The sequence below is a fragment of the Streptomyces sp. NBRC 110611 genome (assembly GCF_001590865.1).
GTDB lineage: Bacteria > Actinomycetota > Actinomycetes > Streptomycetales > Streptomycetaceae > Streptomyces.
In genome coordinates this window covers 536,475-557,528 of record NZ_BBUY01000001.1, presented here as the reverse complement: position 1 = coordinate 557,528, position 21,054 = coordinate 536,475, and the positions used below count along the sequence as shown (strand labels likewise).

The following is a 21,054-nucleotide window of genomic DNA, read 5'->3' as shown; positions in this document are numbered from 1 at the left end:
CGCTCCGCAGGACGCCAGTCCGGAGGAGCGGACCCGCACCCGACCAAACCACGCCCGCCGCAGGCGCAACGGCGAGAAACCCCCACGGCGGGACGGCCGACAACGACTAGAAGCCGTACCTTCGGTGCCGCGCAGCGTAATCGCGAAGGGCGCGCAGGAAGTCGACCTTCCGGAACGCCGGCCAGAAGACCTCGCAGAAGTAGTACTCCGAATGGGCGCTCTGCCACAGCATGAAGCCCGACAGCCGCTGCTCGCCGCTCGTGCGGATCACCAGGTCCGGGTCCGGCTGGCCACGGGTGTAGAGGTGCTCCGAGATCAGGTCGATGTCGACGATCTCGGCCAGTTCCTCGAAGGAGGTGCCGCGCTCGGCGTGGTCCAGCAGCAGCGAGCGCACCGCGTCCGCGATCTCCTGCCGGCCGCCGTAGCCCACGGCCACGTTCACCAGGACGCCGGTGTTGTCGAGGGTGGCCTGTTCGGCCTCCTTGAGCACCCGTTGGGTGGCCTCGGGAAGGAGGTCGCGGTTACCGACGTGGTGGACCCGCCAGCGGCCGTCGGCGGCCAGGTTGCGCACCGTGTTCTCGATGATGCCCAGCAGCGGGGTCAGCTCGGCCTCGGGCCGGTCGAGGTTGTCCGTCGACAGCAGCCACAGGGTGACGACCTCGACATCGGTCTCGTCGCACCAGCCCAGCAGCTCGTCGATCTTGGCCGCGCCCGCCTGGTGGCCCTGCTCGGTGGAGAGCCCGTCCGCCCGGGCCCAGCGGCGGTTGCCGTCCAGGATGACGCCGATGTGCTTGGGCACCTGGGCGTGGTCCAGGCGGCCTTCCACCCGGCGCGCGTAGAGCCGGTACACGAAATTACGCAGTGCAGGCGGATACGGGATGCGCTTCCCGGAAGATCGCAGCATGTGTGGTCCAGCCCCTCCGTGCCGAATGTCGGTCGCCCCGTCGCCTCAAGTGAGCAACTTTACTTCTCGGCTGTCGCGACAGCCCCATCAGGTCTGTCACAAGTACGTGCAGTTCTGTCACAAGTACGTGATAGGAGATGATCCATGACTGGCACCGACTACCGCGCCACGGATTCCCGCTACGACTCGATGCCGTACCGGCGAACGGGCCGCAGCGGGCTGAAACTCCCCGCTATCTCCCTCGGACTCTGGCACAACTTCGGGGACGACCGCACCCTGAGCTCCCAGCGAGCCATCCTGCGCCGCGCCTTCGACCTGGGTGTCACCCACTTCGACCTGGCCAACAACTACGGCCCGCCGCCCGGGTCCGCCGAGCTCAACTTCGGAAAGATCTTCGCGCAGGACTTCCGTGGCTACCGCGACGAGATGATTCTCTCGACGAAGGCCGGATATCTGATGCATCCGGGCCCCTACGGCGAATGGGGTTCGCGGAAATACCTCCTCTCGTCACTGGATGCGTCACTGAAGCGGATGGGTGTCGATTACGTCGATATCTTCTACTCGCACCGCTTTGATCCGGACACTCCGCTGGAGGAGACCATGGGCGCCCTGGCGTCCGCGGTCCAGCAGGGCAAGGCCCTCTACGCGGGCATCTCCTCGTACAGCGCCGAGCAGACCCGTGAGGCCGCCGGGATCCTGCGCGACCTGGGCGTACCGGCGCTGATCCACCAGCCGTCGTACTCGATGATCAACCGCTGGACCGAGGACGACCTCCTGCTGGACACGCTGGAGGACGAGGGCATGGGCTGCATCGCCTTCGCACCGCTGGCGCAGGGCCTGCTCACGGACAAGTACCTCGACGGCGTCCCCGAGGGCTCGCGCGCCTCCCAGGGCAAGTCGCTGGACCCGGATCTGCTCTCCGGCGAGGTCGTCCGCCGCCTCCGCGGTCTGAACGACATCGCCGCCCGCCGCGGCCAGACCCTGGCCCAGCTGGCCCTGCGCTGGGTCCTGCGCGACGACCGCATGACCTCCGCGCTGATCGGCGCCAGCAGTGTCGCCCAGCTGGAGGCCAATATCGCGGCCCTCGAGGCGCCGCCGATCACGGATGCCGAACTGGCCGAGATCGATGAGTTCGCGAAGACGACGGAGGGCGTGAACATCTGGGCCCGGCGGTAGGGCCGTCGCCGGGGGCCTGGCGGCCGGCGTCCGGCCCGGCAAAAAAAGCGGGCCGGTCCGTGGGGGGGATACGGACCGGCCCGAGGGGGGGCTTCCACCATAACCCCGCGGGAGGGATGCTCGGTGCACCGGCGCGCGCCGCGGCGTGGCCCGTGTGGCCGGGGGCGTACGGCTCGGCTCCCCGCGAGCGGGCGCGGGACGGTGGTCAGGGGGTCGCGGCGGCGCCCGGCAACAAGCCGCAGAATGCCCCGATGATCATGAATGGGCCGAGCGGCATGGCCGTTTTCCCGGCCCCGCGCCGGGCGATCATCAGCCCCGCGCCGTAGACCGCGCCGATCAGCACCCCCGCGGCGCCCCCGGTGACCAGGGTGCGCCAGCCGTACCACCCAAGGGCGACCCCCAGCCCGAGCGCCAGCTTGACGTCGCCCAGCCCGAGGCCGGACGGATGGGCGAGGTGGAGGACGAGATAGCAGGCGGCGAGGACCAGTCCCCCCAGGAGCGCACGCCACCACGCACCCGCCTCCCCCGTGAGCCGTCCGACGACCCCCAGCGCGCCGGCCGCCAGCACGGCGAGCGGCAGGGTCAGCACGTCCGGCAGCCGCCGGGCCCGCCAGTCGACGGCCGCCAGCAGGACCGTGACCGGTGCCATCGCCAGCCAGACGGCGAGTTCCGGCCGTGGCCCGGTAGCCGCCGTCAGAGCCGCGCAGACCAGGGCGGTGACCGCCGCCGTCGGCAGCGCCCCGGGCCCGTACGCTCCGCACTCCGCGCAGCGCCCCGGCCCCAGCCACCCCCGCGCCGGCCCGGTGATCGGATGCCCGCCGGGACAGACCGCGCGCCACTCCTCCTCGGGCTCGACGGCCATCCGGTGAGCGGGCCGCGGTATCAGCAGCCCGGCCGCGGCCCCGTAGGCGGCGGCGAGAACGATCAGCGTCACTGGCACCCGTCGACCCTAGGATGTGTCCACCGGCTCAGGGGGCGGATCGGGCCGACGCTGCGGAGCGGGGAAGGGGAAGGGGGGCATCGTTGGGGGAACAGCCGGGGAACGGGGACGGCCTGGGAGTGCTGTACGGCGCGGACTTCGCCGTTCCGGTGGAGATCGCGGCGTCCTACCGCGCCCGCACCCGCGGCCTGCTGGGCCGTGACGGCATCGCGGGGGCGCTGCTGCTGACCCCGGCGAGCGGAGTGCACACCTTCCGGATGCGGTTCGCCATCGATGTCGCCTATCTGGGGCGGGACTTGACCGTGCTCGCCGTACGGACCATGCGCCCGGGCCGGCTCGGCCTCCCCCGCCTCCGCGCCCGGCATGTGCTGGAGGCGGAAGCGGGCGCGATGGCGGTCTGGGGGATCCGCCCGGGTCTGCGCCTCAGGGTGGCGCCGGCTGCCCGCTCGGCACCGTGACCGCGGCGCGCGCTCACTCCCGCCAGTCGGCGACCAGGGCCAGCAGCCCGGGGAACCGCGCCTCCAGGTCGTCGATCCGGACCTGGCTGCGCCGCTCCAGCCCGTACTGCCGCTGACGGATCAGCCCGGCCTCCCGCAAGGTCCGGAAGTGGTGGGTGAGCGAGGACTTGGGCCGGTCGAAACCGAACCAGCCGCAGGTGTGATCGAAGGCCTCCGACTCCAGCAGGAGGGTGCGCACGATCCCCATCCGCAGCGGGTCGCTGAGCGCACCCATCACGGTCTCCAGCCGCAGGGCGTCCCGCTCGGGTTCCGGCAACGGCTCGGGCGCATCGCGCGGCACGGGCCACCGCACCGCTCTCCCGAATGATGTTCCGGCTCTCCTGGACGACGTTCCGGCGCTCATCCCGGTGCCCCTTCCGCTCGGCGATCCACTCCTGTACCGGCACCCCCCACCCTCCAGTACCGGCACACCCGCCCCATGTACGACTTGCATCGTACTGCCAGCTGCCTGTACGAATCTCCTCGTACTGCTTGTACGAGGAGATTCGTACTGACTGCACGAGGAGGGGTACACCCATGCCCGAGACCCGTACGGCGCCCACCACCTCAGGGATCGGCACGCCTTACGCATCCGCGGCCCGTACGGCGGCAGCGCCTTCGCGGCCGGCCGGCCCGCCGCCGCCCCCCACCCGGGAGATCTGGTTCGCCGCCTGGCCGGTGGTCGCACTCTTCATCCTGTCGAACGCGGCGATGCCGCTGTACGCGGTCTGGCAGCGCCACCTCGGCTTCACCTCGGGCACCTTGACGCTGATCTACGCGGCGTATATGGCCGGACTGCTCGGCGTGCTGCCGGTGGCCGGGGTGGCCTCGGACCGCCTCGGCCGGAAGCCGGTCCTGATCCCGGCGCTGCTCCTGGGCATCGTGGCCTGCCTCATCTACGCCACCGCGCCGTCGGTGGCCGCCCTGGTCGCCGCGCGCCTGCTGACCGGCGTGGCCACCGGTGCCGCCGTATCGGCCGGTATGGCGGCGGTGACGGATATCGCCGCCGGACGGAGGCTCGGCCCGCTGCTGGCGTCCACCGGGATGGTCCTGGGCGCCGGGATCGGCCCCGTACTGGCGGGGGTGCTCTCGGAGACCGTGCCCGGGCCGACCGTCACCGTCTTCGTCGTGGAGGCCGCCCTGCTGGCAACGGCGTTGGCGGTGGTATCGAGGATGCCGCTGCCCCGGCGGGCCGGCGGGACCGGGACCGCCGCACCCGGCTCCTGGGTGCGGCTGCCCGCCGTCCCACGGGACAACCGGCGCCATCTCGCCCTCGGGCTCGCCGCGTTCGCCCCGGGCATCAGCGGTACGGGCTTCGTCCTGTCGCTCGGGCCGTCGCTGCTGTCCGGTCTGCTCGACACCGCGAACCGGGCGCTGGTGGGCGGGATGGCGCTGGCGATGTTCCTGTCCGCCACCGGCGTGCAGTTCGCGCTGCGGCGGACGGCCGTCCGGACCGCCCTGCTGGCCTCCGGCGCGGCCACCGTCGCCGGCACGCTGGCCCTGATCGCCGCCGTCCACACCGCCACACTGGCCCCACTGATCGCCGCGGTGATCCTGGCGGGCGCGGGCCAGGGGGCGGGTCAGCTGGGCGGGCTGACGCTGCTGAGCCGCAAGGTCCCGGCCACGCGGCGTGCGGAGGCCAACGCGGCTCTGAACGCCGGAGGTTACTTCCTCGCCGGCGCCCTCCCGGTCGCCGACGGGTACCTCAGCGACGCCATCGGCCTCCCGGCGGCCGCCACTGTCTTCGGCTTCGTGGTCGCCGCCCTCGCGGTGGCCGGCGCGGCACTGGTGGCGGTACGGGGCGGGGAGGCGGTCGAATGTGGCCGGATGGGGCCGGATGGGCCGGATGAGGCCGAATGAGGACTGTTGGAGCGGTCAGGGGGCTCGGAACGCCGTCAGCGCGGCGTCCGCCACGTTCTCCAGCGCGGCACGGCCGACGCCGGCCCGTGCCGAGACCCGAAGCCCGCCGACGGTGGCGATGACGAGATGCGCGAGGGTGCGGGAGTCCTTGCCGGGGGCGATATCGCCGTCGCGCTGGCCGGACTCGATCACCGCGCGGATCGCCTCCAGCCGTACGCCGTAGTCCCGCTCCAGCGACGCCGCGACCGACGGGTCATGCGCCGACACCTCGACGCAGGTGTTGACGACCAGGCAGCCGCGGCCATCCGCATGGCGGCTGAACTCGTCGTCGAGGATCCGCCCGAACACGGCGCGGATCTTCTGCCGTGCGGGCAGCTCACCCTCCAGCAGCTCGTCGAGCTCGCTGTTCTTCCGCTCCATGTAGTGGGCCAGGGCCCGTTCGAAGAGGTCGTGTTTGCTCTTGAACGTGTTGTAGATGCTGCTACGCCCCAGGCCCGTGGCATCGCACAGGTCCTGGGTGGACGTCGCTTCATAGCCGGCGACCCAGAACGCCTCCATCGCGGCGTCGACCGCCTGCCCCTCGTCGAACTTCCTGGGCCGTGCCATGGGCCCACACTAGCCCATAGTGGACCGAACGGTCCAATTCTCCCGTGCCGGACGCCGGCCCGTCCGTCAGCCCGCCGGCCCGTCAGCCCGCCGGAGCGGACCGCGGGAAGCTGACCTCGACCCGGCGGTTCTTCCGGCGGCCTTCCTCGGTGCTGTTGTCGGCGATCGGGTACTGCTCCCCGTAGCCGCGGATCTCGAAACCCACCGTCGGGCCCAGGCCCTTGGCCAGCTCCTCCTGGACGGCTTGGGCGCGCTCCTTGGACAGGACCAGCCCATGGCTCGCCGACCCCAGATCGTCGGTGAAGCCGAACACCCGCAGGCGGGTGGCGCGCTGCTTCCCGACCTCCGCGGCGATGGCGGCGATCCGCGACAGCGCGTCGGGGGTGAGCTCGGCACTGTCTTTTGTGAAGAGCACCTCGGCCTGCAGCGCGAACGTCACGTTGTCGTTGGTGTCCTGGCGCCGTTCCGACCCGTCGTCGGCCTCGACGATCGACTTGATGTTCAGCACTTTGGACGGGGCGAGCCTGGCACCCTGGACCATCCTCAGATCGGGGTCGTCGGGGTCGATCCTGACCGGGGGATCAGCGCCCTCGATCACCCCAGGCGGATCGGCGCGCGCGGTGGGCACCGTCAGCGCAGCGGCCAGCAGCAGGGCGACGGCGGCGGTGATCGCCGTACGCGCGGATCGGGGCTTCCCGGTCGCAGTCATCGCAGGCCCGCTCAATCCGTGATCTGCACGCTGGCCGGCGGCATGGTCGGCAGCTGGAAGTCCACCTCGGTCACCTTGGCCGGAGGCGCCGGAAACTGCGCGAACACCGGGCGGCTGGCACCCGGCAGCAGTCCGCTGAGCCCCGTGGTGCACAGGCATTCGCCATTGGTGTCGCGCAGCACCAGGTACCGCTTCTTGCCCGCCTTGTCGACGAGGGTGGCTCCCGAGATCGACGAACGGGAGCGCAGCTCGGTCTCGTTCGAGCGCCAGTTGATGGCGTTGAAGGCACGGGTGCCGTGATTGGTGACGGTGCCGCTGACGGTGACGAAGCCGCCGGAGTCGCGGATGACGGAGTGCAGGGTGATCACTATGCCGTCGGGGCCCTTCATCTCGCCGATCACCTTGCTGGAGTCGGCCGCGGGGCTGCCCGGGCCTTCGCCCTTCGGGGTGGTGGCGCGGGCCGGCGGTTGCTTGGCGCCGTCCGCCCGTATGCCGCCGGCACCACCGTCACCGCCATCACCGCCCCCGCCGCAGCCGGCCACGACGAGAGCCAGGCCGACAGTGCTCGCCATGGCGACCGCTCCCCTGGCGGCCTTCGTGGTGCGCCGAATGCTCATCGATGCGATTCCTTCGATCGTCGTGTGCTCGGTGGGTCGGTGATCAGCGGTGAGTGGGCGGTGGGTGGTGGTCAGTGGGCGAGGCGGACGGAGAAGAGGTCGGTGGCGTCGGGGAGGTCGTGGAGGTGGTCGGGGTCGAGCGTCCAGCGCTTGCCGTCGCAGGTGAGGGTCACGGGGCCGGGCTTGGGGGCGGGCTCAGGTCCGGGCTTGCGGCCGGGCTCGGGACCGGGCTTCGGCTCGGGCTCGGGGGCGTCCCCGCCCTTGGCGTCGGCGTCGGGTGTGACGGCGCAGCGTGCGCCGACGACGGACCTCGCCTCGGCCGACGCATGCGTGTGCGCGGTGCCCGGGATGACCGAACGGCCCACGGGGTTAAGGGACTTGACGGTGACGGCGAACGAGGTGGGCCAGGAGTCCGGGGTGCAGGAGGTCACGCCGGCGTCGTTGCGGCCGGCGAACCAGTCGGCGCTCGTGCAGGCGGCCGCCGACGGGGTGCCGCGTCCGTTCAGCAGGTCTTCCCAGGCGGCCCGGTCGCGGTCGTACCGTCCGTCGCGCAAGCCGTCGAGCAGGTCCTTGGTGAGCAGTTCGCGGTACCTGTGGCCGGCGGCGAGCGCGGCCGCGTCGGCGGCGGTCTGCGCGCCGTTACGGGTGGCCGCCGCCTGCCCCACGGCGAAGAACGCGAGCGCGAGAAAGAGCAGGCCTCCGACCGCGACAACGTAGAGCGGGAAGGCCTGCCCGGCGTCGCGCCGGTCGCGGCGTGTGGTGGTGGCCGACACGGTGGCGGTGACCGACGCAGTGGTGGCGGCAACAGCCACTAGATTCCGACGACGTCGGAGATCTTGTTGGCGATGGCGTTGGCGATCTGGCTGCCGAAGTCCGTGGTCGACAGGACCAGGACGATGGCCACGACCACCGCGATGATGCCGAGGTACTCGATCGAGGTCTGTCCCCGGTCGTTCCTCACAGTCCGCTTCACCATCGTCTTCCCCTCCATGGGCGGCCGCACCGCACTGGTCCGGCTGGTCCGGCCCCGTGGTGCCGGCGCGTTCGGCCGCGTTCATGACACCCATCAGGACACCAGAAACGTACGCCGGAACAGCGTTCCCAGAACAGGGATTCCGAACCCCCTCCTCTTTCGGGTGCAGGGACGCACGGCACAACGGCGAGTTTCGGCCGCTCGGTCGCATCCTGCCCACCCCCGATCCCCCTCTGATCCCCCTCCGGACCCCCCTCGGTTCACCCACTGTGGCACAACTCGTTGCTGTTGCGAAGGAGTTGACGAGAAGCGAACGGTGGAACGTACGCATCCGGACTGCCCCCTCCCCACTGCCCTCTCCCCACTGCTCCCCCGGACTGCCCCCTCCCGACTGCCCCTCCCAACCGGTCCGGCCGCCACCGACGCCGCGTCAGTCCCCGGTCAGCGAAGTGAAGTCGGCGCCCGAGCCCAGGAAGAAGCCGGCGATGAGCAGAATCATCGTGGCCGGGACCATGAACGTCGTGACGACCATGGTCGCCTTCGGAACGGCGCGGGCGGCCCGGCGGCGGGCGTTCTGGGCGTCCGTACGGCGCATGTCATTGGCGATCTGGATCAGCGTCTCGACGATCGGGGAGCCCAGTTCCTCGCCCTGCTGGAGGGCGGTGACGAACTGCGCGACCTGTTCGGAGTCGTTGCGTTTGCGCAGTTCGTCGAAGGCGGCGCGGCGGCTGACGCCCATGTCCATCTGCCGGAGGGTGATACGGAGTTCATCGGCCCAGGGGCCCTCGTACCGCTCCGCCACCCGGTCGAGCGCCTGACGGAAACTGAGGCCGGCGCTGACGACGACGGCCAGTACATCCAGAAAGTCCGGAAGCGTGCGTTCGATGGTGTCCTTGCGCTGACGGATCGCGGCCCAGATGCCGACCTCGGTCCAGAACAGGCCGAAGAGCACCATCAGGACACCGAGCACCGGCTGGCCGCGCAGGAACATCACCAGCGCGCCGAAGAACCCGAGGGCACCGTAGACGGCACGGCGGGCGGCGTAGCGGTCGACGGTCAGGCCGCCCGGATTTCCGGCGAGGTCGATCCGGCGGCGGACCCGGCCGGTGCGCTTCTCGCCCATCAGGCGGAGGACGAGCGGGGCGTAGCGCATACCGGCCCGGTCCACCGCCGAGCCGACGGCCGTCGTACGGGTCGCACCGACCTCCAGCGACAGCGCCAGGTCGGGCGGCAGCCGGGCCTCGCGGCGGTAGAGCGCGATCCCGCAGCAGATGCCGACGACCGAGAGGGCGAAGGCCGTGGCCAGCAGAGTTCCGATCACCGTGCGGCTCCCGTTTCAGACGTCGATCTTGGACAGCCGGCGGATGAGGAAGAAGCCGAGCCCGTAGAGGACGAAGGCCGCCACGACCGCGAGCTGGCCGAGGAAGGAGGAGGTCATCCGGTCGATGGCGCCGGGCGCGATCCGGTTCATCAGCAGCAGGGTGCCGATACCGAGCAGGGGGACGACGTACGCGGTGACGACGACCTGGGAGAGCTGGGTGCGGACCTCGCGGCGGGTCTCCTTGCGCTCCTCCAGCGTCTTGGTGAGATTGCGCAGCGAACCGACGACGGTGCCCCCGGCGCGGTTGGCGAGCACCAAGGTGGTGACCAGGACGACGAGTTCGCGGGAGGGGAGGCGTTCGGCCAGCTCGCCGAGGGCCTCGTCGACGGAGTGACCGACCGCGAGTTTGTCGGAGACCTTGGTCAGCTCCTCCCCGGCCGGGGCCTCCAGCTCCTCGGCCGCCATGCCCAGCGCCGTCCGCAGGGCCAGTCCGGCCTGGGTGGCGTTGGCGAGGATCCGGGAGAGTTCGGGGAGCTGGTTGATGAACTTCTCGATGCGCTTCTGGCGCTGCCAGTTGAGGAACGCGAACGCCGCCCAGACGGCGGTCAGCGCGGCGATCGGGCCGAAGAAGGGCGCGAGGGCGGCCTGGGCGATCAGCCACAGCGCGAGGGCCGCGCCGAGCGTGGCGACGGCGAATTCGCCGGGCGTGACGTCCAGGCCGGTGGCGGCCAGCCGCAGTTCGAGGCGGCGGCCGGCGCGGGTGCCGCGCAGCGCCCGGTCGACGGACGGAAAGCGCCGGCGCCGTCCCGCCACCGGCAGTCCGCGCTCGTCGGCGAGCCGGTCGACGACGGCCTGGCGCTGGGCCCGCCCGGCCGCATAGGTCCGTACACCGGCGATCGCGAGCACCCCGCACAGCAGCGTGGCTCCGACGGCGAGGAGCGGAAGGGCGTTCCCCCCAGCCAGGGCGAGGGCCTTCCCACCGGCCAGGGCGAGGGCGTTCCCACTGGTCACGAGGCCGCCTTCCGAGTGGCGAGTTGGTCGTCGGTGGCCGCCACCCCGAAGGCGGGCGGGGCGGGTTCGCTCGCCATGAAGAGGCGTTCGGCGACCCGGCGGGGCAGCGGGAAGTAACGGAAGGCGCCGTGCACGACGCGGTCGGCGCCCATCGGTTCGGCCTCGAAGCGGCAGACCGTCGCGAGCCGGTAGTCCTCGTGGCCGCGCGAGTCGAGGAGGGCGATCTCGCTGATCCGGCGGGCGCCGTCGGCGTGCCGGGTGAGCTGGACGAGGCAGTCGACGGCGCTGTTGATCTGGTCGCGGAGCGCCTCGAAGGGGATGGTGACGTCCGACATGGAGGCCAGCGTCTGCAGCCGCATCAGGGCGTCCTCGGCGCTGTTGGCGTGGACGGTGGCCAGTGAGCCGTCGTGGCCGGTGGACATCGCCTGCAGCATGTCGAGGGTCTCGCCGCCGCGCACCTCACCGACGATGATGCGGTCGGGGCGCATACGCAGGGAGTTGCGTACGAGGTCGCGGATGGTGATCCGGCCCTTGCCCTCCACGTTGGGCGGCCGGGCCTCCAGCCGGATGACATGGGACTGCTGGAGCTGGAGTTCGGCGGCGTCCTCGACGGTGATGATCCGCTCCCCGTCCGGGATCAGGCCGGAGAGCGCGTTGAGGAGGGTGGTCTTGCCCGCGCCGGTCGCCCCCGAGACGACGATGTTGAACTTGGCCCGCACCAGTCCGGCCAGCAGCATCAGCATCTGCTCGTCGAGGGTGCCCATGCCGATCAGCTCGGCGAGGGTGTAGGCGCGGGGGAAGCGGCGGATGGTGAGGGTGGCGCCGTTCAGGGCGAGCGGCGGGATGATGACATTGACCCGTTCGCCGGACGGGAGGCGGGCGTCGACCATCGGATTCGACTCGTCCACCCGGCGGTTGACGGTGGAGACGATCCGTTCGATGGTCTGCATCAGCTGTTCATGCGAGGCGAAGCGGACGGGGACGAGCTCGACCCGGCCGGCGCGCTCGACGTACACCTGGTCCGGGCCGTTGACCATGATCTCGGTGATCGAGGCGTCTTCGAGGAGGGGTTCGAGGACGCCCAGGCCCAGCGCCTCGTCGACCACCCGGCGGATGAGCTGGGCGCGTTCGGCGGTGGACAGGACCGGGCCCTCACGGCTGATGATGTGGCCCAGTACGCGTTCCAGCCGTGAGCGGCGCTCGACGGCGGCCAGCGAGGACATCTCGGCGAGGTCGATCTCCGCCAGCAGCTTGGCGCGGTAGACGGCCACCAGATGGTTGTCGTGGCGCGCCTCACCGGCCGTCTCGGGCGCGACGATTCGGGCTTTGAGGCTCATCGCGGGGGCGCTCCTGTTGCTGTTCGTGGGGGTTGAGCAAGCGCTCCGGGCGCTCCTGTTGCTGTTCGTGGGGGTTGAGCCGGCGCTCCGAGTGCGCCTGGTGCTCGTACTCCCTGGGACATGGTGGCGCTGCGGCTGGCCGAACCGAAGTCGACGCCAGGGATGAGGGAGGGGATCCGTACCCGGGCGGTGGCGCGGACCTCGTCGCCGCCGCCTCCGACGGAGATCGTGGCGCGGTCGGCGACCCAGCCGCTCATCGCGGCGCGGCCGGCGGTCTGCGGGTCTGTCTCCCGGTCGGCACGGTCCATCGAGGCGGTACGGGCCGCGGCTCGGGCTCCGGTGCCGGCCTGCTGGACGGCGTAGGCGGCCAGGCCGAGCTGGATCACGGCCAGGGCGACGAGCAGCAGGATCGGCAGGAAGCCGAGGAACTCGATGGACGCCTGGCCGCGGTCACGGCCATGACCGCGCAGCCGGGCGGGGAGGGCCGGGTGCAGCGCGGTGCGCAGCCGGGCGGGGATGCGCACCGGACGGTTCGCCCTCGGGGATTCGTCGGAGTGGCTCATCCTCGGGGCCTCGTCGGAGTGGCTCATCCTCGGGCCTCCTTCGCCGCGCCCGCCGAACCGGTGACCGTCCAGGGGAAGTCGCCCACGCCGGGGAAGAGCACCGGCACCTTGATCCGGACCCTGGCCTGCCACAGGCCGGCCGCCGTCCCGCAGGAGGCCGAGGCGCTGTCGCGCCAGGCGGACGGCAGCTGATCCTCGGCGGCGGTGCGGCAGGCGCCCGCGCCGCCGCCTTCGGTGGCGGTGGCGGCCCGCGCACCGCGGTCGGCGGAGTGCGCGGCCAGCGCGTAGGTGTAGCCGACCAGTGCGCACTGCCAGAGGAGTACGAGGACCAGCAGGATCAGCGGGAGCAGCCCCAGGAACTCCACGGACACCTGCCCCCGGTCGCTGCCGCCCAGCGGGCGCCGCACCGCTCAGCCCTCCTGGTACGGGCCGGCCGGATCGAACGGCCCTGACCTGCCGGCCGCCGTGGCCGGGCCCCGCCGCACGCCGCCCCCTGAGCCGACCCCGGAGCTGAACCCGGAGCCGACCCCGGGGGCCGGCCCTGATGCCGGGCCCGGAACCGTCCCGGAACCGGAAGCCGCCCCCGCCGTCAGTGCTCTGCGCCTGCGCCCGGTCAGCGACGGACGCGCCCGGTGGCCGCCCCGTCCGCCCTGCCGCACCGCCGGCGACTCGACCAGGCCGAGCTCACCGGCCAGTGCCCACAGCGCCTGCTTGACCGTCGACCGGTCGTCCAGGTCCTGCATCCGGCCCGCGTCGACACAGGGCTGCAACTCCTTGAAAGCCGCCGGCACATGGGTGCCGGCCACCCGGGTACCAGTGGCCTTGGCGACCAGCGGTGGCTGGATCTCGGTGTGCCGGGTGAGCCGGTTGACGACCGTGGTGGTGTCCTCCGCCTTGCGGATCTGCAGCCGGTCCCACAGCCGCACCTGCCGCTTGGCGGCCCGTACGGACACCACGTCCGGGGTGGTCACCAGGAGTGCCACCTCGGCGAGTTCGACGGCCGCGGCGTTCGCGGACTGCATCTGGGATCCGCAGTCGGCCACCACCACCTCGTAGCGGGAGCGCAGCGCGCCGATGATCTGGCGGGCCGCCCGGTCGTCGACCTCCTCGCCCCGCTCCCCCTCCTCCGGAGCGAGCAGCAGCCCGAGACCGGTGTGGTGGTCGTGCACCGCGTCCTGGAGCACCCGTACGGAGATGTCCTGGATGCCGGCCAGGTCGACGACCGAGCGGCGGAACCGTACGTCCAGGTAGGAGGCGACATCGCCGGACTGGAGGTCCAGATCGAGCAGGGCGACGCTCCGCCCGGCGGCGCGCGCGGCCAGCGCCAGCTGGACGGCGGCGACGGTGGTGCCGACGCCGCCCTTGGCGCCGGTCACGGTCACCAGCGTGCCGCTCGGCCCGGGCAGCGCGTCCGGGGTTCCCCCCAGGTGGACCCGTACACCTGCCGACCACTGGGCGGCGGCCCGCACCCGGGCGGACAACTCGTCGTACCCGAGGGGCAGTCCGACGACGCCGCGGGCGCCGGCGTCCATCGCGGCGGCGAAGAGTGCGGGCCCGGCATCGGCCGTGATCAGCACCACGCCCACCGCGGGGAAGCGCAGCGCCACCTCGCGGATCAGCTCCAGCGCCGGAGTCGGCCCGATCCGCTCATGGACCAGGACGACCTCCGGGAGCGCCTCACATCCCTTGGCTGCCGCCCCGGATCCCTGGGCGGCAGCACCGAGGCTTCGGGTGGCCGCCCCGGATCCCTGAGTGGCAGCACCGAGTCCCTGGGTGGCTGTCCCGGATCCCTGGGCGGCGGCACCGGGCCCCTGGGAGGCTGTCCCGGATCCCTGAGTGGCGGCACCGGGCCCCTGGGCTGCGGCAGGTCCCTGGGTGACGGCATCTGCCAGCGCGTTGAGCAGCGCGGTGGAGTCGGCGAGCGCGGGCGCCGGGTCGGCGTCCGGGAGCTGGCCGAGCAGCGCGGACACCGCGCGTGCGGCGTCCGGGTCGCCGATCGCCGGGAGGATGCGGATGGTCACCTGTGCCTCCTCACTTGTCGCCGTCGAGCGTGTAGGTGCGCTCGCCGGGCGGGATGGTGTCCTCGCTGCCGGGGGCGAGCAGGGCGAGCCGCACATGGGAGGCGAAGGACTCGGCGTAGGCGACCCGTTGGGCGTCCTGGGTGTTCAGCGCGAAGGTGATCGGCACCGCTTCGCCACCCCGCCGGCCGCCGCTCGCGGTGGTGTCACCCGGGTCCTTGGCCTCCAGGGGCGCCAGCTTGCCGACGTCGATGACCTGGGCGCCGGCGACGATGACCTTGGAGACCGGCTTGTCCTCGGGCCGCTTGCCCTCGAACGTGGCGTAGATGTTCACCCGGGCACCCGGGTTGATCTTGCCGGCGACACCGGTGGCGGCGTCGATCATGATGGCGATCTCCTGCTGCCCGGCCTGCAGCGCCGGCCGGTCGACGAGCATGTCGTCCTGCAACAGCGACCCCTTCCGCAACGGGGTCACCGCGATCTTGCCGCTGACCTTGTCCAGATCGGTCACGGCGGTGGGAGGCAGCCAGCGCTGCGGCATCATCACCTTTTCGAACTGCCCCGGATCCAGCGCTTTATATGCCGCGACATCCGTCTTGAGACGGTACGCGGTCCGCTCCGGACCGACCTTGGACTCGATGTTCTCGATCACCGACAGCACGCCGACGAACGCGCCGACCGCACAGAGGGACGACAGGAGCAGCAGGATCACTCCGCGGCGCTGGCGTGAGTTCATGGGGGAGGGACCTCGATCGATCGGGACGGGGTAGGACGGAGGTGCGGGCGGACAGGGTGGGTGGGGTGGCGGGATGGGTGCGGTGGTGGGATGGGTGCGGTGGTGGGACGGGTGGGGTCGTCGGCTGGGTGGGCGGGCTCAGTGCATACGGGCCATACGGACAGCCGTGCGCGGGACGCCGGGGGCATCCGGAGCCTCCGGCTCACCGGCGAAACCGCGGTGACCAGGAACCTCTCGGTGGGCGGGAAGGTACCTGTGGGCAGGGCCAGGAGCGGTGTCCGCCGCATAGGGATTGCCCGGAACGGGATGGCCGGTTCCGTACGTACTGGTCCCGTACGTACTGGTCCCGTACACGCCGGGCCCGCACGTGCCGGACCCGTATGCGCCAGATCCGTACGCGCCGCCGGACCCGTACGGACCCCCGGGATCACCCGGCTTCCCCGGAGCAGCCGCACCGGGCACGCCCGTCGGGAGGACCGGCCCACGGACGTCCAACTGCCCTGGTCCGCCACGGCCGACGGAACCACTGCCGCATACGCCCGCAACGCCCGCCACCCCCGCAACGCCCGTCACACCAAGGACACCGGGCACACCCGCGACGCCAGGCACACCCGCGACGGCCCCGCCGCCTGGTACGCCCGACGGCGCCACCGGCGCCAACCCGCGCTCGGCCCACGGCGTGGCCGGGGACGCAGCCGGAGCCGCGGCCGGGGCCGGGACCGGCCCCGCAGCACCCTCCGCCCCCGTCCCCGTGCTCCGCTCCAGCGACGGTCCCGACGACGGTTCCGACGGCGGCCCCGCTATGGCTGCCGGGCCGCGCCCGGCCGAACCGCCGCCCCGTGCCGCGCGGTTGCGCGCCAGCGGCGCCGCGCAGAACGCACAGTGATCACCGAGAACTTCCAGGCCGCACCAGCCGCACTCCGCACGCCGTACCGACGCCACCAACTGGTGCAGTACGGACGGATCGGGGATGGCCGCGGCGAATTCGATCAGCTTCTGAGTCCCCCACCACCGCGCGGACTCGGCGGGCAGCCGGGCCTCGTACGCCCCCTGCACCTGCCAGTCCGGAGCGAGCCTCTCGGTCACCCACTCCGCGGTGAGCTGGCCCCGGGCGACCGTCAGCTGGGTGGCGAAGCCAGGCGCCCGCAGACCGGTCCGGGTGCCGTGCCGGTCCAGGTGCAGCAGCTGCGGCTCGGGGTTGGCCAGCACCGCGAAGTGCGCGCCGGGCAGCCAGGACTTCATGTGGGAGCGCAGATCGACCTCGATCCGGTCCAGGCCGGTGACGCTGCCGAGCAGCGCGCCCGCATGGATGTAATGGGTCAGCAGCCGCGCCGCGCTGGCCAGGACGCCGGGGCTGAAGTCGCTCAGCGACAGCTGCCGCAGCTGCCGGCCGAGCAGGGCGACGCCCAGCGGCGGCAACGAGATCGGCAGAATCGCGATCCGGTCGCTCTCCAGAAGGGTGCGCAGCGTGTGCAGCCGCCGGACGTGCTCGGGCGGGCAGGCGGAGGAGTACAGCACGACGAGATGGCCGTGGTACTCCAGCACCGCGCCGAGCTCCGTCAGGGCCTCGTCCAGCGGCTGGCGGTGCGGGGCCTGGAGGACGACCGCGGCGGGGGTCTGCCGATCGATGGGGGTATCTCCCCGCTCATGGGCGTCCCCCCGCCCGAGCGAAGCCGGGGACGGGGAACACGTCGAGAGCTCAGGGGAGGGCATCGCAAGGTCAGGGCTGGTGACTGCAATCGCGGTCGGCACGTCGCTCCCCCACTTCCTCCGGCCGCCGGGGGTACCCGGGACCGCGGATCGGCACAGCTCTGCGCCATCGGCGCCATACGCTCAGCACTTTATCCACAGAGATACGCCCCAGAGAACACGTCCCGGGCTACTCGTCGTCAGCATCCCGCACAGGCGGGAACGCCCTCCCCCATGACCTTGAGAGTCACGGGAGGCACCCCCGTCGCCAAGAGTCTTGACAGGATCAATGGTCTGGACCACGTTGGGGCACGACCACACCAGACCAGACCACACCGCACCACACACCACTCCCTCAACTCCCCCCACACGGAGGCAATCGTGGTAAGCGCACGGTCAGTTGCGGTACGCGCACGATCCGGAAACGTCACCAGGAGACTGCTCACCGGCCTCGCCGCCGCAGCACTGGCATCCGCCACCGCCCTCACCCCAAGCACCGCCCACGCAACCCCGCCCGCGCACTCCGCGGCGGTCCCCGCGCACGCCCTCACCGGCTACTGGCAGAACTTCAACAACGGTGCCACGGTGCAGAAGCTGAAGGACGTCGACGACGCGTACGACATCATCGCGGTCGCCTTCGCCGATGCGACCGGACAGCCGGGCGCCGTGACCTTCAGTCTCGACCCGGCCGTCGGCTACGCCTCCGCCGACGACTTCAAGGCGGACATCAAGGCCAAGCAGGCGGCCGGCAAGTCGGTCGTCGTCTCCGTCGGCGGCGAGAAGGGCACGGTGTCCGTCAACGACGAGGCCTCCGCCAAGAACTTCGCCGACTCGATCAACAAGCTGATGGACGAGTACGGCTTCAACGGCGTCGACATCGACCTCGAAAACGGCCTCAACTCGACGTATATGGCGCAGGCCCTCAAGGCCGTACACGCCGCGCACAGCGACGTCGTGGTGACCATGGCCCCGCAGACCGTCGATATGCAGTCCCCGCAGAACGAGTACTTCAAGACGGCCCTGGCCATCAAGGACTTCCTGACGGTCGTCAACATGCAGTACTACAACAGCGGTTCCATGAACGGCTGCGACGGGAAGGTCTACGCCCAGGGCTCGGTGGACTTCCTGACCGGCCTGGCCTGCATCCAGCTCGAGGGCGGGCTCGACCCGTCCCAGGTCGGCATCGGCGTACCGGCGTCCTCCAGGGCGGCCGGCGGCGGCTACGTCGCCCCGTCGGTCGTCAACGCGGCCCTGGACTGCCTCACCCAGGGCAGCAACTGCGGCTCCTTCAAACCGTCCAAGACCTACCCCGGGCTGCGCGGGGCGATGACCTGGTCCACCAACTGGGACGCGTCCAACGGCAATGAGTTCGCCGGCCAGGTCGGCTCCCACGTCCACGCCCTCCCGTAGCCGCCGTCGCCCCCCTACCGGCCAGGTCCCGCACACACTCGGTGCCCGGGACCTGGCCCCCGTTCAGGGTTCGGTCACCTGTTCAGGGTTCGGTCACCTGCGGCTCGCCGACGGCTTCGGCAGCGCGCACCCCTCGGCGTTCAGATCCAGCTTGTTGCCGACTCCGAAGCACTTCGGGATTCCGTACGTCTGCTGCGCGTAGTTGATGCCCTTGTGCACCGTGACGTTGCCGTTCTCGTCGACCTCGCACGGGTTGTTGACGGTGCACCGCCCGCCGCTCTCGTTGCCCGTGTTGTTGATCGCCGCGACCTTGCCGCTGGCGGTGTCGATCACCGGTGACCCGGACGTCCCGCCTATCGTCTTGCACTCCGGGGTGTAACGGACCGAGTCCTTCCAGGTCCAGTCCCCCTCCTTGAGGGTGGGCACGAACCCGTCGATCCGGCAGGAGTAGATCTTCTTCCAGTAGCCCGAGACGACGCTGATCGACGCGCCCTGGGCCGGATGTTCGGTGGCCAGCTCCAACGGCTTGATGCCGTACCGCTGCTCGATCTCGGCGTACGTCGCACCGGTTTCGTAGAGCGAGACGTCGGTGTCGGTCATCGTGGCGTAGGCGACCTTGGCGGCCCTGATCGTGCCCGCCTCACCGGCCGACTTGTCGAGCAGGGTGAAGCTGCGGCTGGACGGCTGGTCGACGATGACCTCGCCGGCGCCGGGCATACCGCCTTCCAGACAGTGGCCGTTGGACATCACCAGGGCCGGGTCGTTCTCCTGCGAGGTGGGCATCCGGACGACGGAACCGGAGCAGTTGCTCAGCGCCACGGCGCCGGCGAAGTCCACCGCCGCGGCCTTGCTGACCGCTTCGGCCTTGCTGTCCGCCGCGTGGGCCGTTCCGACTGTTCCCACCAGGGTCGCGGCGCCCAGTACGACCGTGACGAGGGTGCCGACGAGAGGTCTTTTCATGTGGGGGGTCCTCTCCGCGTCTCTGCCGAGGGCCACTCACCACCCTCGGTTTTGTCGTGGCATTGTCAACTCTGCACCCCTACCGGGCAATCAATTTCCCCAAATCGGTGGCAAATTGCCGGATTTCTCCGCAACCATCGAGTCGTCACACCGCCCCACAACCGGCACCACATCCGACCATTCAGCATCTTGACCCGATCATGCCAACACCCGAAAACTGACACCGTCGCTTCGTCTCACACCCCCACACCCCCACAGGAGATCGCATGCGACCACGAAGCCGTGCCCGCGGTGGACGCGCCACCGCCCTCGCCGCGCTCCTCTCCCTCGCGCTCGCCGCACCCCTCACCGCCGCCCAGGCCTTCGGCGCCCCGCCCGACGCCCCCACCGGGGCCGCCACCGGCATCGCAGCGGACGTCGAACGCCCCCACCAGTACGAGGTCACCGGCCTCGCCACTCCCGCGGCCCGCACCGCCCTCACCGCGACCGGTGCCAGCATCGACGAAGTCCACGCCGGGACCGTCGTCATCACCGCCGACGGCACTCAGGCCGCGGCCGCCCGCCAACTCGGCTACACGCTGCGCAGATTGCCCGACCCCCCGGTCGCCGGGCCACGCACACCGGGCGCCAAGGTCAAGGACTTCCCGTCGGGCTACACCGGCTACCACACCTACGACGAGGAGACGAAGGAGATCGACGCCCTCGTCGCCAAGTACCCGGAGATCCTCTCCAAGCAGGTCATCGGGAAGTCCCATGAGGGACGCGACATCCTCGCCCTCAAACTCAGCAAGAACGTCACCAAGGACGAGGACGAACCCGAGGTCCTCTTCACCGCCCACCAGCACGCGCGGGAGCACCTCACCGTCGAGATGGCCCTCTACCTCCTCAACGAGTTCACCTCGAAGTACGGCTCCGACGACCGCGTCACCAAGATGCTCGACTCCCGCGAGGTCTGGATCGTCCCGAACGTCAACCCGGACGGCGGCGAGTACGACATCGCCTCCGGCGACTTCGCCATGTGGCGCAAGAACCGCCAGCCCAACGAAGGCTCCGGCGAGGTCGGCACGGACCTCAACCGCAACTGGGACTTCAAGTGGGGCTGCTGCGGCGGCTCCTCCGACGACCCCGCCGACGAGACCTACCGCGGCGCCTCCGCCGCCTCCGCCCCCGAGGTCAAGGTCGTCGCGGACTTCGTCCGCAGCCGCAACGTCGGCGGCAAGCAGCAGATCAAGACCGCCATCGACTTCCACACCTACAGCGAGCTCGTCCTGTGGCCCTACGGCTACACCAACGACGACACCGGCCCGGGCATGACCCAGGACGACTACGACACCCACGCCGCCATCGGCAAGAAGATGGCCGCGAGCAACGGCTACACCCCCGAGCAGTCCAGCGACCTCTACGTCACCGACGGTTCGATCGACGACTGGCTGTGGGGCGACCAGAAGATCTTCGCCTACACCTTCGAGATGTACCCGTCGTCGGCCGGCTCCGGCGGCTTCTACCCGCGCGACACGGTGATCCCGAAGGAGACCTCCCGCAACCGCGAGGCCGTACTCCACCTGCTGGAAACCTCCGACTGCCCGTACCGCGCCATCGGCAAGGAACAGCAGTACTGCAAGGCCGGCTGACCGACCGGCGGCAGACAGACCAACGGGCGCCCGGCCCCGCCCGGACCGGGCGCCCGCCCCTCCCCCGCAGCCCTCTCCAGCAGGCGGCGGTCCGTG

At 71.3% G+C, this 21,054-nt stretch carries 22 protein-coding genes; 5 read left to right on the top strand and 17 right to left on the bottom strand.

The genetic code is table 11. The annotated features are described in order from the left end of the window. Nucleotides 1-106 precede the first annotated feature (106 nt). Nucleotides 107-904 carry an isoprenyl transferase gene (locus AZE13_RS02445; protein WP_066926275.1) on the bottom strand — a complete coding sequence of 266 codons (798 nt, stop codon included), beginning with the start codon at nt 902-904 and terminating at the stop codon, nt 107-109. Between the two features lie 144 nt (nt 905-1,048). Here AZE13_RS02445 and mgrA point away from each other — a divergent pair, with 144 nt between their 5' ends. Then, nucleotides 1,049-2,080: an L-glyceraldehyde 3-phosphate reductase gene (mgrA, locus tag AZE13_RS02440; protein ID WP_066926272.1), complete on the top strand. Its 1,032-nt coding sequence runs from the start codon at nt 1,049-1,051 to the stop codon at nt 2,078-2,080. A gap of 205 nt (nt 2,081-2,285) precedes the next feature. On the opposite strand, the gene AZE13_RS02435 is transcribed toward mgrA, so the two are convergent. Next, nucleotides 2,286-3,020, bottom strand: a complete 735-nt coding sequence (locus AZE13_RS02435) for a prepilin peptidase (RefSeq protein ID WP_066926269.1) — start codon at nt 3,018-3,020, stop codon at nt 2,286-2,288. Nucleotides 3,021-3,034: 14 nt separating this feature from the next. Between AZE13_RS02435 and AZE13_RS02430 the strand changes: the two genes are divergently transcribed. Next, entirely contained in the window at nt 3,035-3,478 is a 444-nt protein-coding gene (locus tag AZE13_RS02430) for a DUF192 domain-containing protein (protein WP_079123628.1), read from the top strand. Between the two features lie 13 nt (nt 3,479-3,491). Here the strand turns inward: AZE13_RS02430 and AZE13_RS02425 are convergent, their stop codons facing one another. Beyond that, a complete protein-coding gene (locus AZE13_RS02425; RefSeq protein ID WP_079123627.1) occupies nt 3,492-3,881 on the bottom strand; it encodes an ArsR/SmtB family transcription factor in 390 nt (129 codons plus the stop codon). 173 nt (nt 3,882-4,054) lie between these two features. Between AZE13_RS02425 and AZE13_RS02420 the strand changes: the two genes are divergently transcribed. Further along, nucleotides 4,055-5,377 carry an MFS transporter gene (locus tag AZE13_RS02420; RefSeq protein ID WP_079123626.1) on the top strand — a complete coding sequence of 441 codons (1,323 nt, stop codon included), beginning with the start codon at nt 4,055-4,057 and terminating at the stop codon, nt 5,375-5,377. Between the two features lie 15 nt (nt 5,378-5,392). Here the strand turns inward: AZE13_RS02420 and AZE13_RS02415 are convergent, their stop codons facing one another. From AZE13_RS02415 to AZE13_RS37755, 13 genes are all read right to left on the bottom strand, one after another. Next, nucleotides 5,393-5,983, bottom strand: coding sequence for a TetR/AcrR family transcriptional regulator (locus AZE13_RS02415; protein ID WP_066926260.1), 591 nt, complete (start codon nt 5,981-5,983; stop codon nt 5,393-5,395). Nucleotides 5,984-6,065: 82 nt separating this feature from the next. Continuing rightward, complete coding sequence (locus tag AZE13_RS02410) at nt 6,066-6,692, bottom strand: OmpA family protein (RefSeq protein ID WP_066926258.1); 627 nt, start codon at nt 6,690-6,692, stop codon at nt 6,066-6,068. Between the two features lie 11 nt (nt 6,693-6,703). Continuing rightward, nucleotides 6,704-7,309 carry a hypothetical protein gene (locus AZE13_RS02405; protein WP_066926255.1) on the bottom strand — a complete coding sequence of 202 codons (606 nt, stop codon included), beginning with the start codon at nt 7,307-7,309 and terminating at the stop codon, nt 6,704-6,706. A gap of 71 nt (nt 7,310-7,380) precedes the next feature. Then, nucleotides 7,381-8,121 carry a pilus assembly protein TadG-related protein gene (locus AZE13_RS02400; RefSeq protein WP_258527541.1) on the bottom strand — a complete coding sequence of 247 codons (741 nt, stop codon included), beginning with the start codon at nt 8,119-8,121 and terminating at the stop codon, nt 7,381-7,383. Continuing rightward, on the bottom strand, nt 8,121-8,285 hold the full coding sequence (locus AZE13_RS36680) for a hypothetical protein (RefSeq protein ID WP_181690230.1): 165 nt from the start codon (nt 8,283-8,285) through the stop codon (nt 8,121-8,123). The genes AZE13_RS02400 and AZE13_RS36680 overlap by 1 nt, the downstream gene beginning before the upstream one ends. Before the next feature lie 427 nt (nt 8,286-8,712). Beyond that, nucleotides 8,713-9,600, bottom strand: a complete 888-nt coding sequence (locus AZE13_RS02395; RefSeq protein ID WP_066927153.1) for a DUF5936 domain-containing protein — start codon at nt 9,598-9,600, stop codon at nt 8,713-8,715. Nucleotides 9,601-9,618: 18 nt separating this feature from the next. Then, complete coding sequence (locus AZE13_RS02390) at nt 9,619-10,566, bottom strand: type II secretion system F family protein (RefSeq protein WP_066927151.1); 948 nt, start codon at nt 10,564-10,566, stop codon at nt 9,619-9,621. Between the two features lie 44 nt (nt 10,567-10,610). After that, nucleotides 10,611-11,951 carry a CpaF family protein gene (locus tag AZE13_RS02385; protein ID WP_066926253.1) on the bottom strand — a complete coding sequence of 447 codons (1,341 nt, stop codon included), beginning with the start codon at nt 11,949-11,951 and terminating at the stop codon, nt 10,611-10,613. Next, complete coding sequence (locus tag AZE13_RS02380) at nt 11,948-12,541, bottom strand: TadE family protein (protein ID WP_398780084.1); 594 nt, start codon at nt 12,539-12,541, stop codon at nt 11,948-11,950. The genes AZE13_RS02385 and AZE13_RS02380 overlap by 4 nt, the downstream gene beginning before the upstream one ends. Next, complete coding sequence (locus AZE13_RS02375; RefSeq protein ID WP_066926250.1) at nt 12,538-12,921, bottom strand: TadE/TadG family type IV pilus assembly protein; 384 nt, start codon at nt 12,919-12,921, stop codon at nt 12,538-12,540. Before AZE13_RS02375 ends, AZE13_RS02380 begins: the two co-directional genes overlap by 4 nt. 3 nt (nt 12,922-12,924) lie before the next feature. Next, nucleotides 12,925-14,535: a CpaE family protein gene (locus tag AZE13_RS02370; protein ID WP_258527540.1), complete on the bottom strand. Its 1,611-nt coding sequence runs from the start codon at nt 14,533-14,535 to the stop codon at nt 12,925-12,927. Nucleotides 14,536-14,545: 10 nt separating this feature from the next. Continuing rightward, nucleotides 14,546-15,268: a Flp pilus assembly protein CpaB gene (gene cpaB / locus AZE13_RS02365; RefSeq protein ID WP_181690228.1), complete on the bottom strand. Its 723-nt coding sequence runs from the start codon at nt 15,266-15,268 to the stop codon at nt 14,546-14,548. A 138-nt stretch (nt 15,269-15,406) separates the two neighbouring features. Further along, nucleotides 15,407-16,981, bottom strand: a complete 1,575-nt coding sequence (locus AZE13_RS37755) for a hypothetical protein (RefSeq protein WP_258527539.1) — start codon at nt 16,979-16,981, stop codon at nt 15,407-15,409. 357 nt (nt 16,982-17,338) lie between these two features. Between AZE13_RS37755 and AZE13_RS02355 the strand changes: the two genes are divergently transcribed. Continuing rightward, nucleotides 17,339-18,367, top strand: a complete 1,029-nt coding sequence (locus AZE13_RS02355; protein WP_066926241.1) for a chitinase — start codon at nt 17,339-17,341, stop codon at nt 18,365-18,367. A 93-nt stretch (nt 18,368-18,460) separates the two neighbouring features. Here AZE13_RS02355 and AZE13_RS02350 read toward each other — a convergent pair whose 3' ends face one another. Beyond that, nucleotides 18,461-19,327: a serine protease gene (locus tag AZE13_RS02350; RefSeq protein ID WP_066926238.1), complete on the bottom strand. Its 867-nt coding sequence runs from the start codon at nt 19,325-19,327 to the stop codon at nt 18,461-18,463. Between the two features lie 266 nt (nt 19,328-19,593). Between AZE13_RS02350 and AZE13_RS02345 the strand changes: the two genes are divergently transcribed. Beyond that, on the top strand, nt 19,594-20,958 hold the full coding sequence (locus tag AZE13_RS02345) for a M14 family metallopeptidase (RefSeq protein WP_066926235.1): 1,365 nt from the start codon (nt 19,594-19,596) through the stop codon (nt 20,956-20,958). The last annotated feature ends 96 nt before the right edge of the window (nt 20,959-21,054 follow it).

Bases quoted from the DNA above. Each gene is read 5' to 3' on its own strand.
- AZE13_RS37755 (WP_258527539.1), bottom strand. From the start codon at position 16,981: ATGCCCTCCCCTGAGCTCTCGACGTGTTCCCCGTCCCCGGCTTCGCTC.
- cpaB (WP_181690228.1), bottom strand. From the start codon at position 15,268: ATGAACTCACGCCAGCGCCGCGGAGTGATCCTGCTGCTCCTGTCGTCC.
- AZE13_RS02445 (WP_066926275.1), bottom strand. From the start codon at position 904: ATGCTGCGATCTTCCGGGAAGCGCATCCCGTATCCGCCTGCACTGCGT.
- mgrA (WP_066926272.1), top strand. From the start codon at position 1,049: ATGACTGGCACCGACTACCGCGCCACGGATTCCCGCTACGACTCGATG.
- AZE13_RS02425 (WP_079123627.1), bottom strand. From the start codon at position 3,881: ATGAGCGCCGGAACGTCGTCCAGGAGAGCCGGAACATCATTCGGGAGA.
- AZE13_RS02380 (WP_398780084.1), bottom strand. From the start codon at position 12,541: ATGAGCCACTCCGACGAGGCCCCGAGGATGAGCCACTCCGACGAATCC.
- AZE13_RS02420 (WP_079123626.1), top strand. From the start codon at position 4,055: ATGCCCGAGACCCGTACGGCGCCCACCACCTCAGGGATCGGCACGCCT.
- AZE13_RS02345 (WP_066926235.1), top strand. From the start codon at position 19,594: ATGCGACCACGAAGCCGTGCCCGCGGTGGACGCGCCACCGCCCTCGCC.
- AZE13_RS02410 (WP_066926258.1), bottom strand. From the start codon at position 6,692: ATGACTGCGACCGGGAAGCCCCGATCCGCGCGTACGGCGATCACCGCC.
- AZE13_RS02350 (WP_066926238.1), bottom strand. From the start codon at position 19,327: ATGAAAAGACCTCTCGTCGGCACCCTCGTCACGGTCGTACTGGGCGCC.
- AZE13_RS02405 (WP_066926255.1), bottom strand. From the start codon at position 7,309: ATGAGCATTCGGCGCACCACGAAGGCCGCCAGGGGAGCGGTCGCCATG.
- AZE13_RS02415 (WP_066926260.1), bottom strand. From the start codon at position 5,983: ATGGCACGGCCCAGGAAGTTCGACGAGGGGCAGGCGGTCGACGCCGCG.
- AZE13_RS36680 (WP_181690230.1), bottom strand. From the start codon at position 8,285: ATGGTGAAGCGGACTGTGAGGAACGACCGGGGACAGACCTCGATCGAG.
- AZE13_RS02385 (WP_066926253.1), bottom strand. From the start codon at position 11,951: ATGAGCCTCAAAGCCCGAATCGTCGCGCCCGAGACGGCCGGTGAGGCG.
- AZE13_RS02430 (WP_079123628.1), top strand. From the start codon at position 3,035: ATGTGTCCACCGGCTCAGGGGGCGGATCGGGCCGACGCTGCGGAGCGG.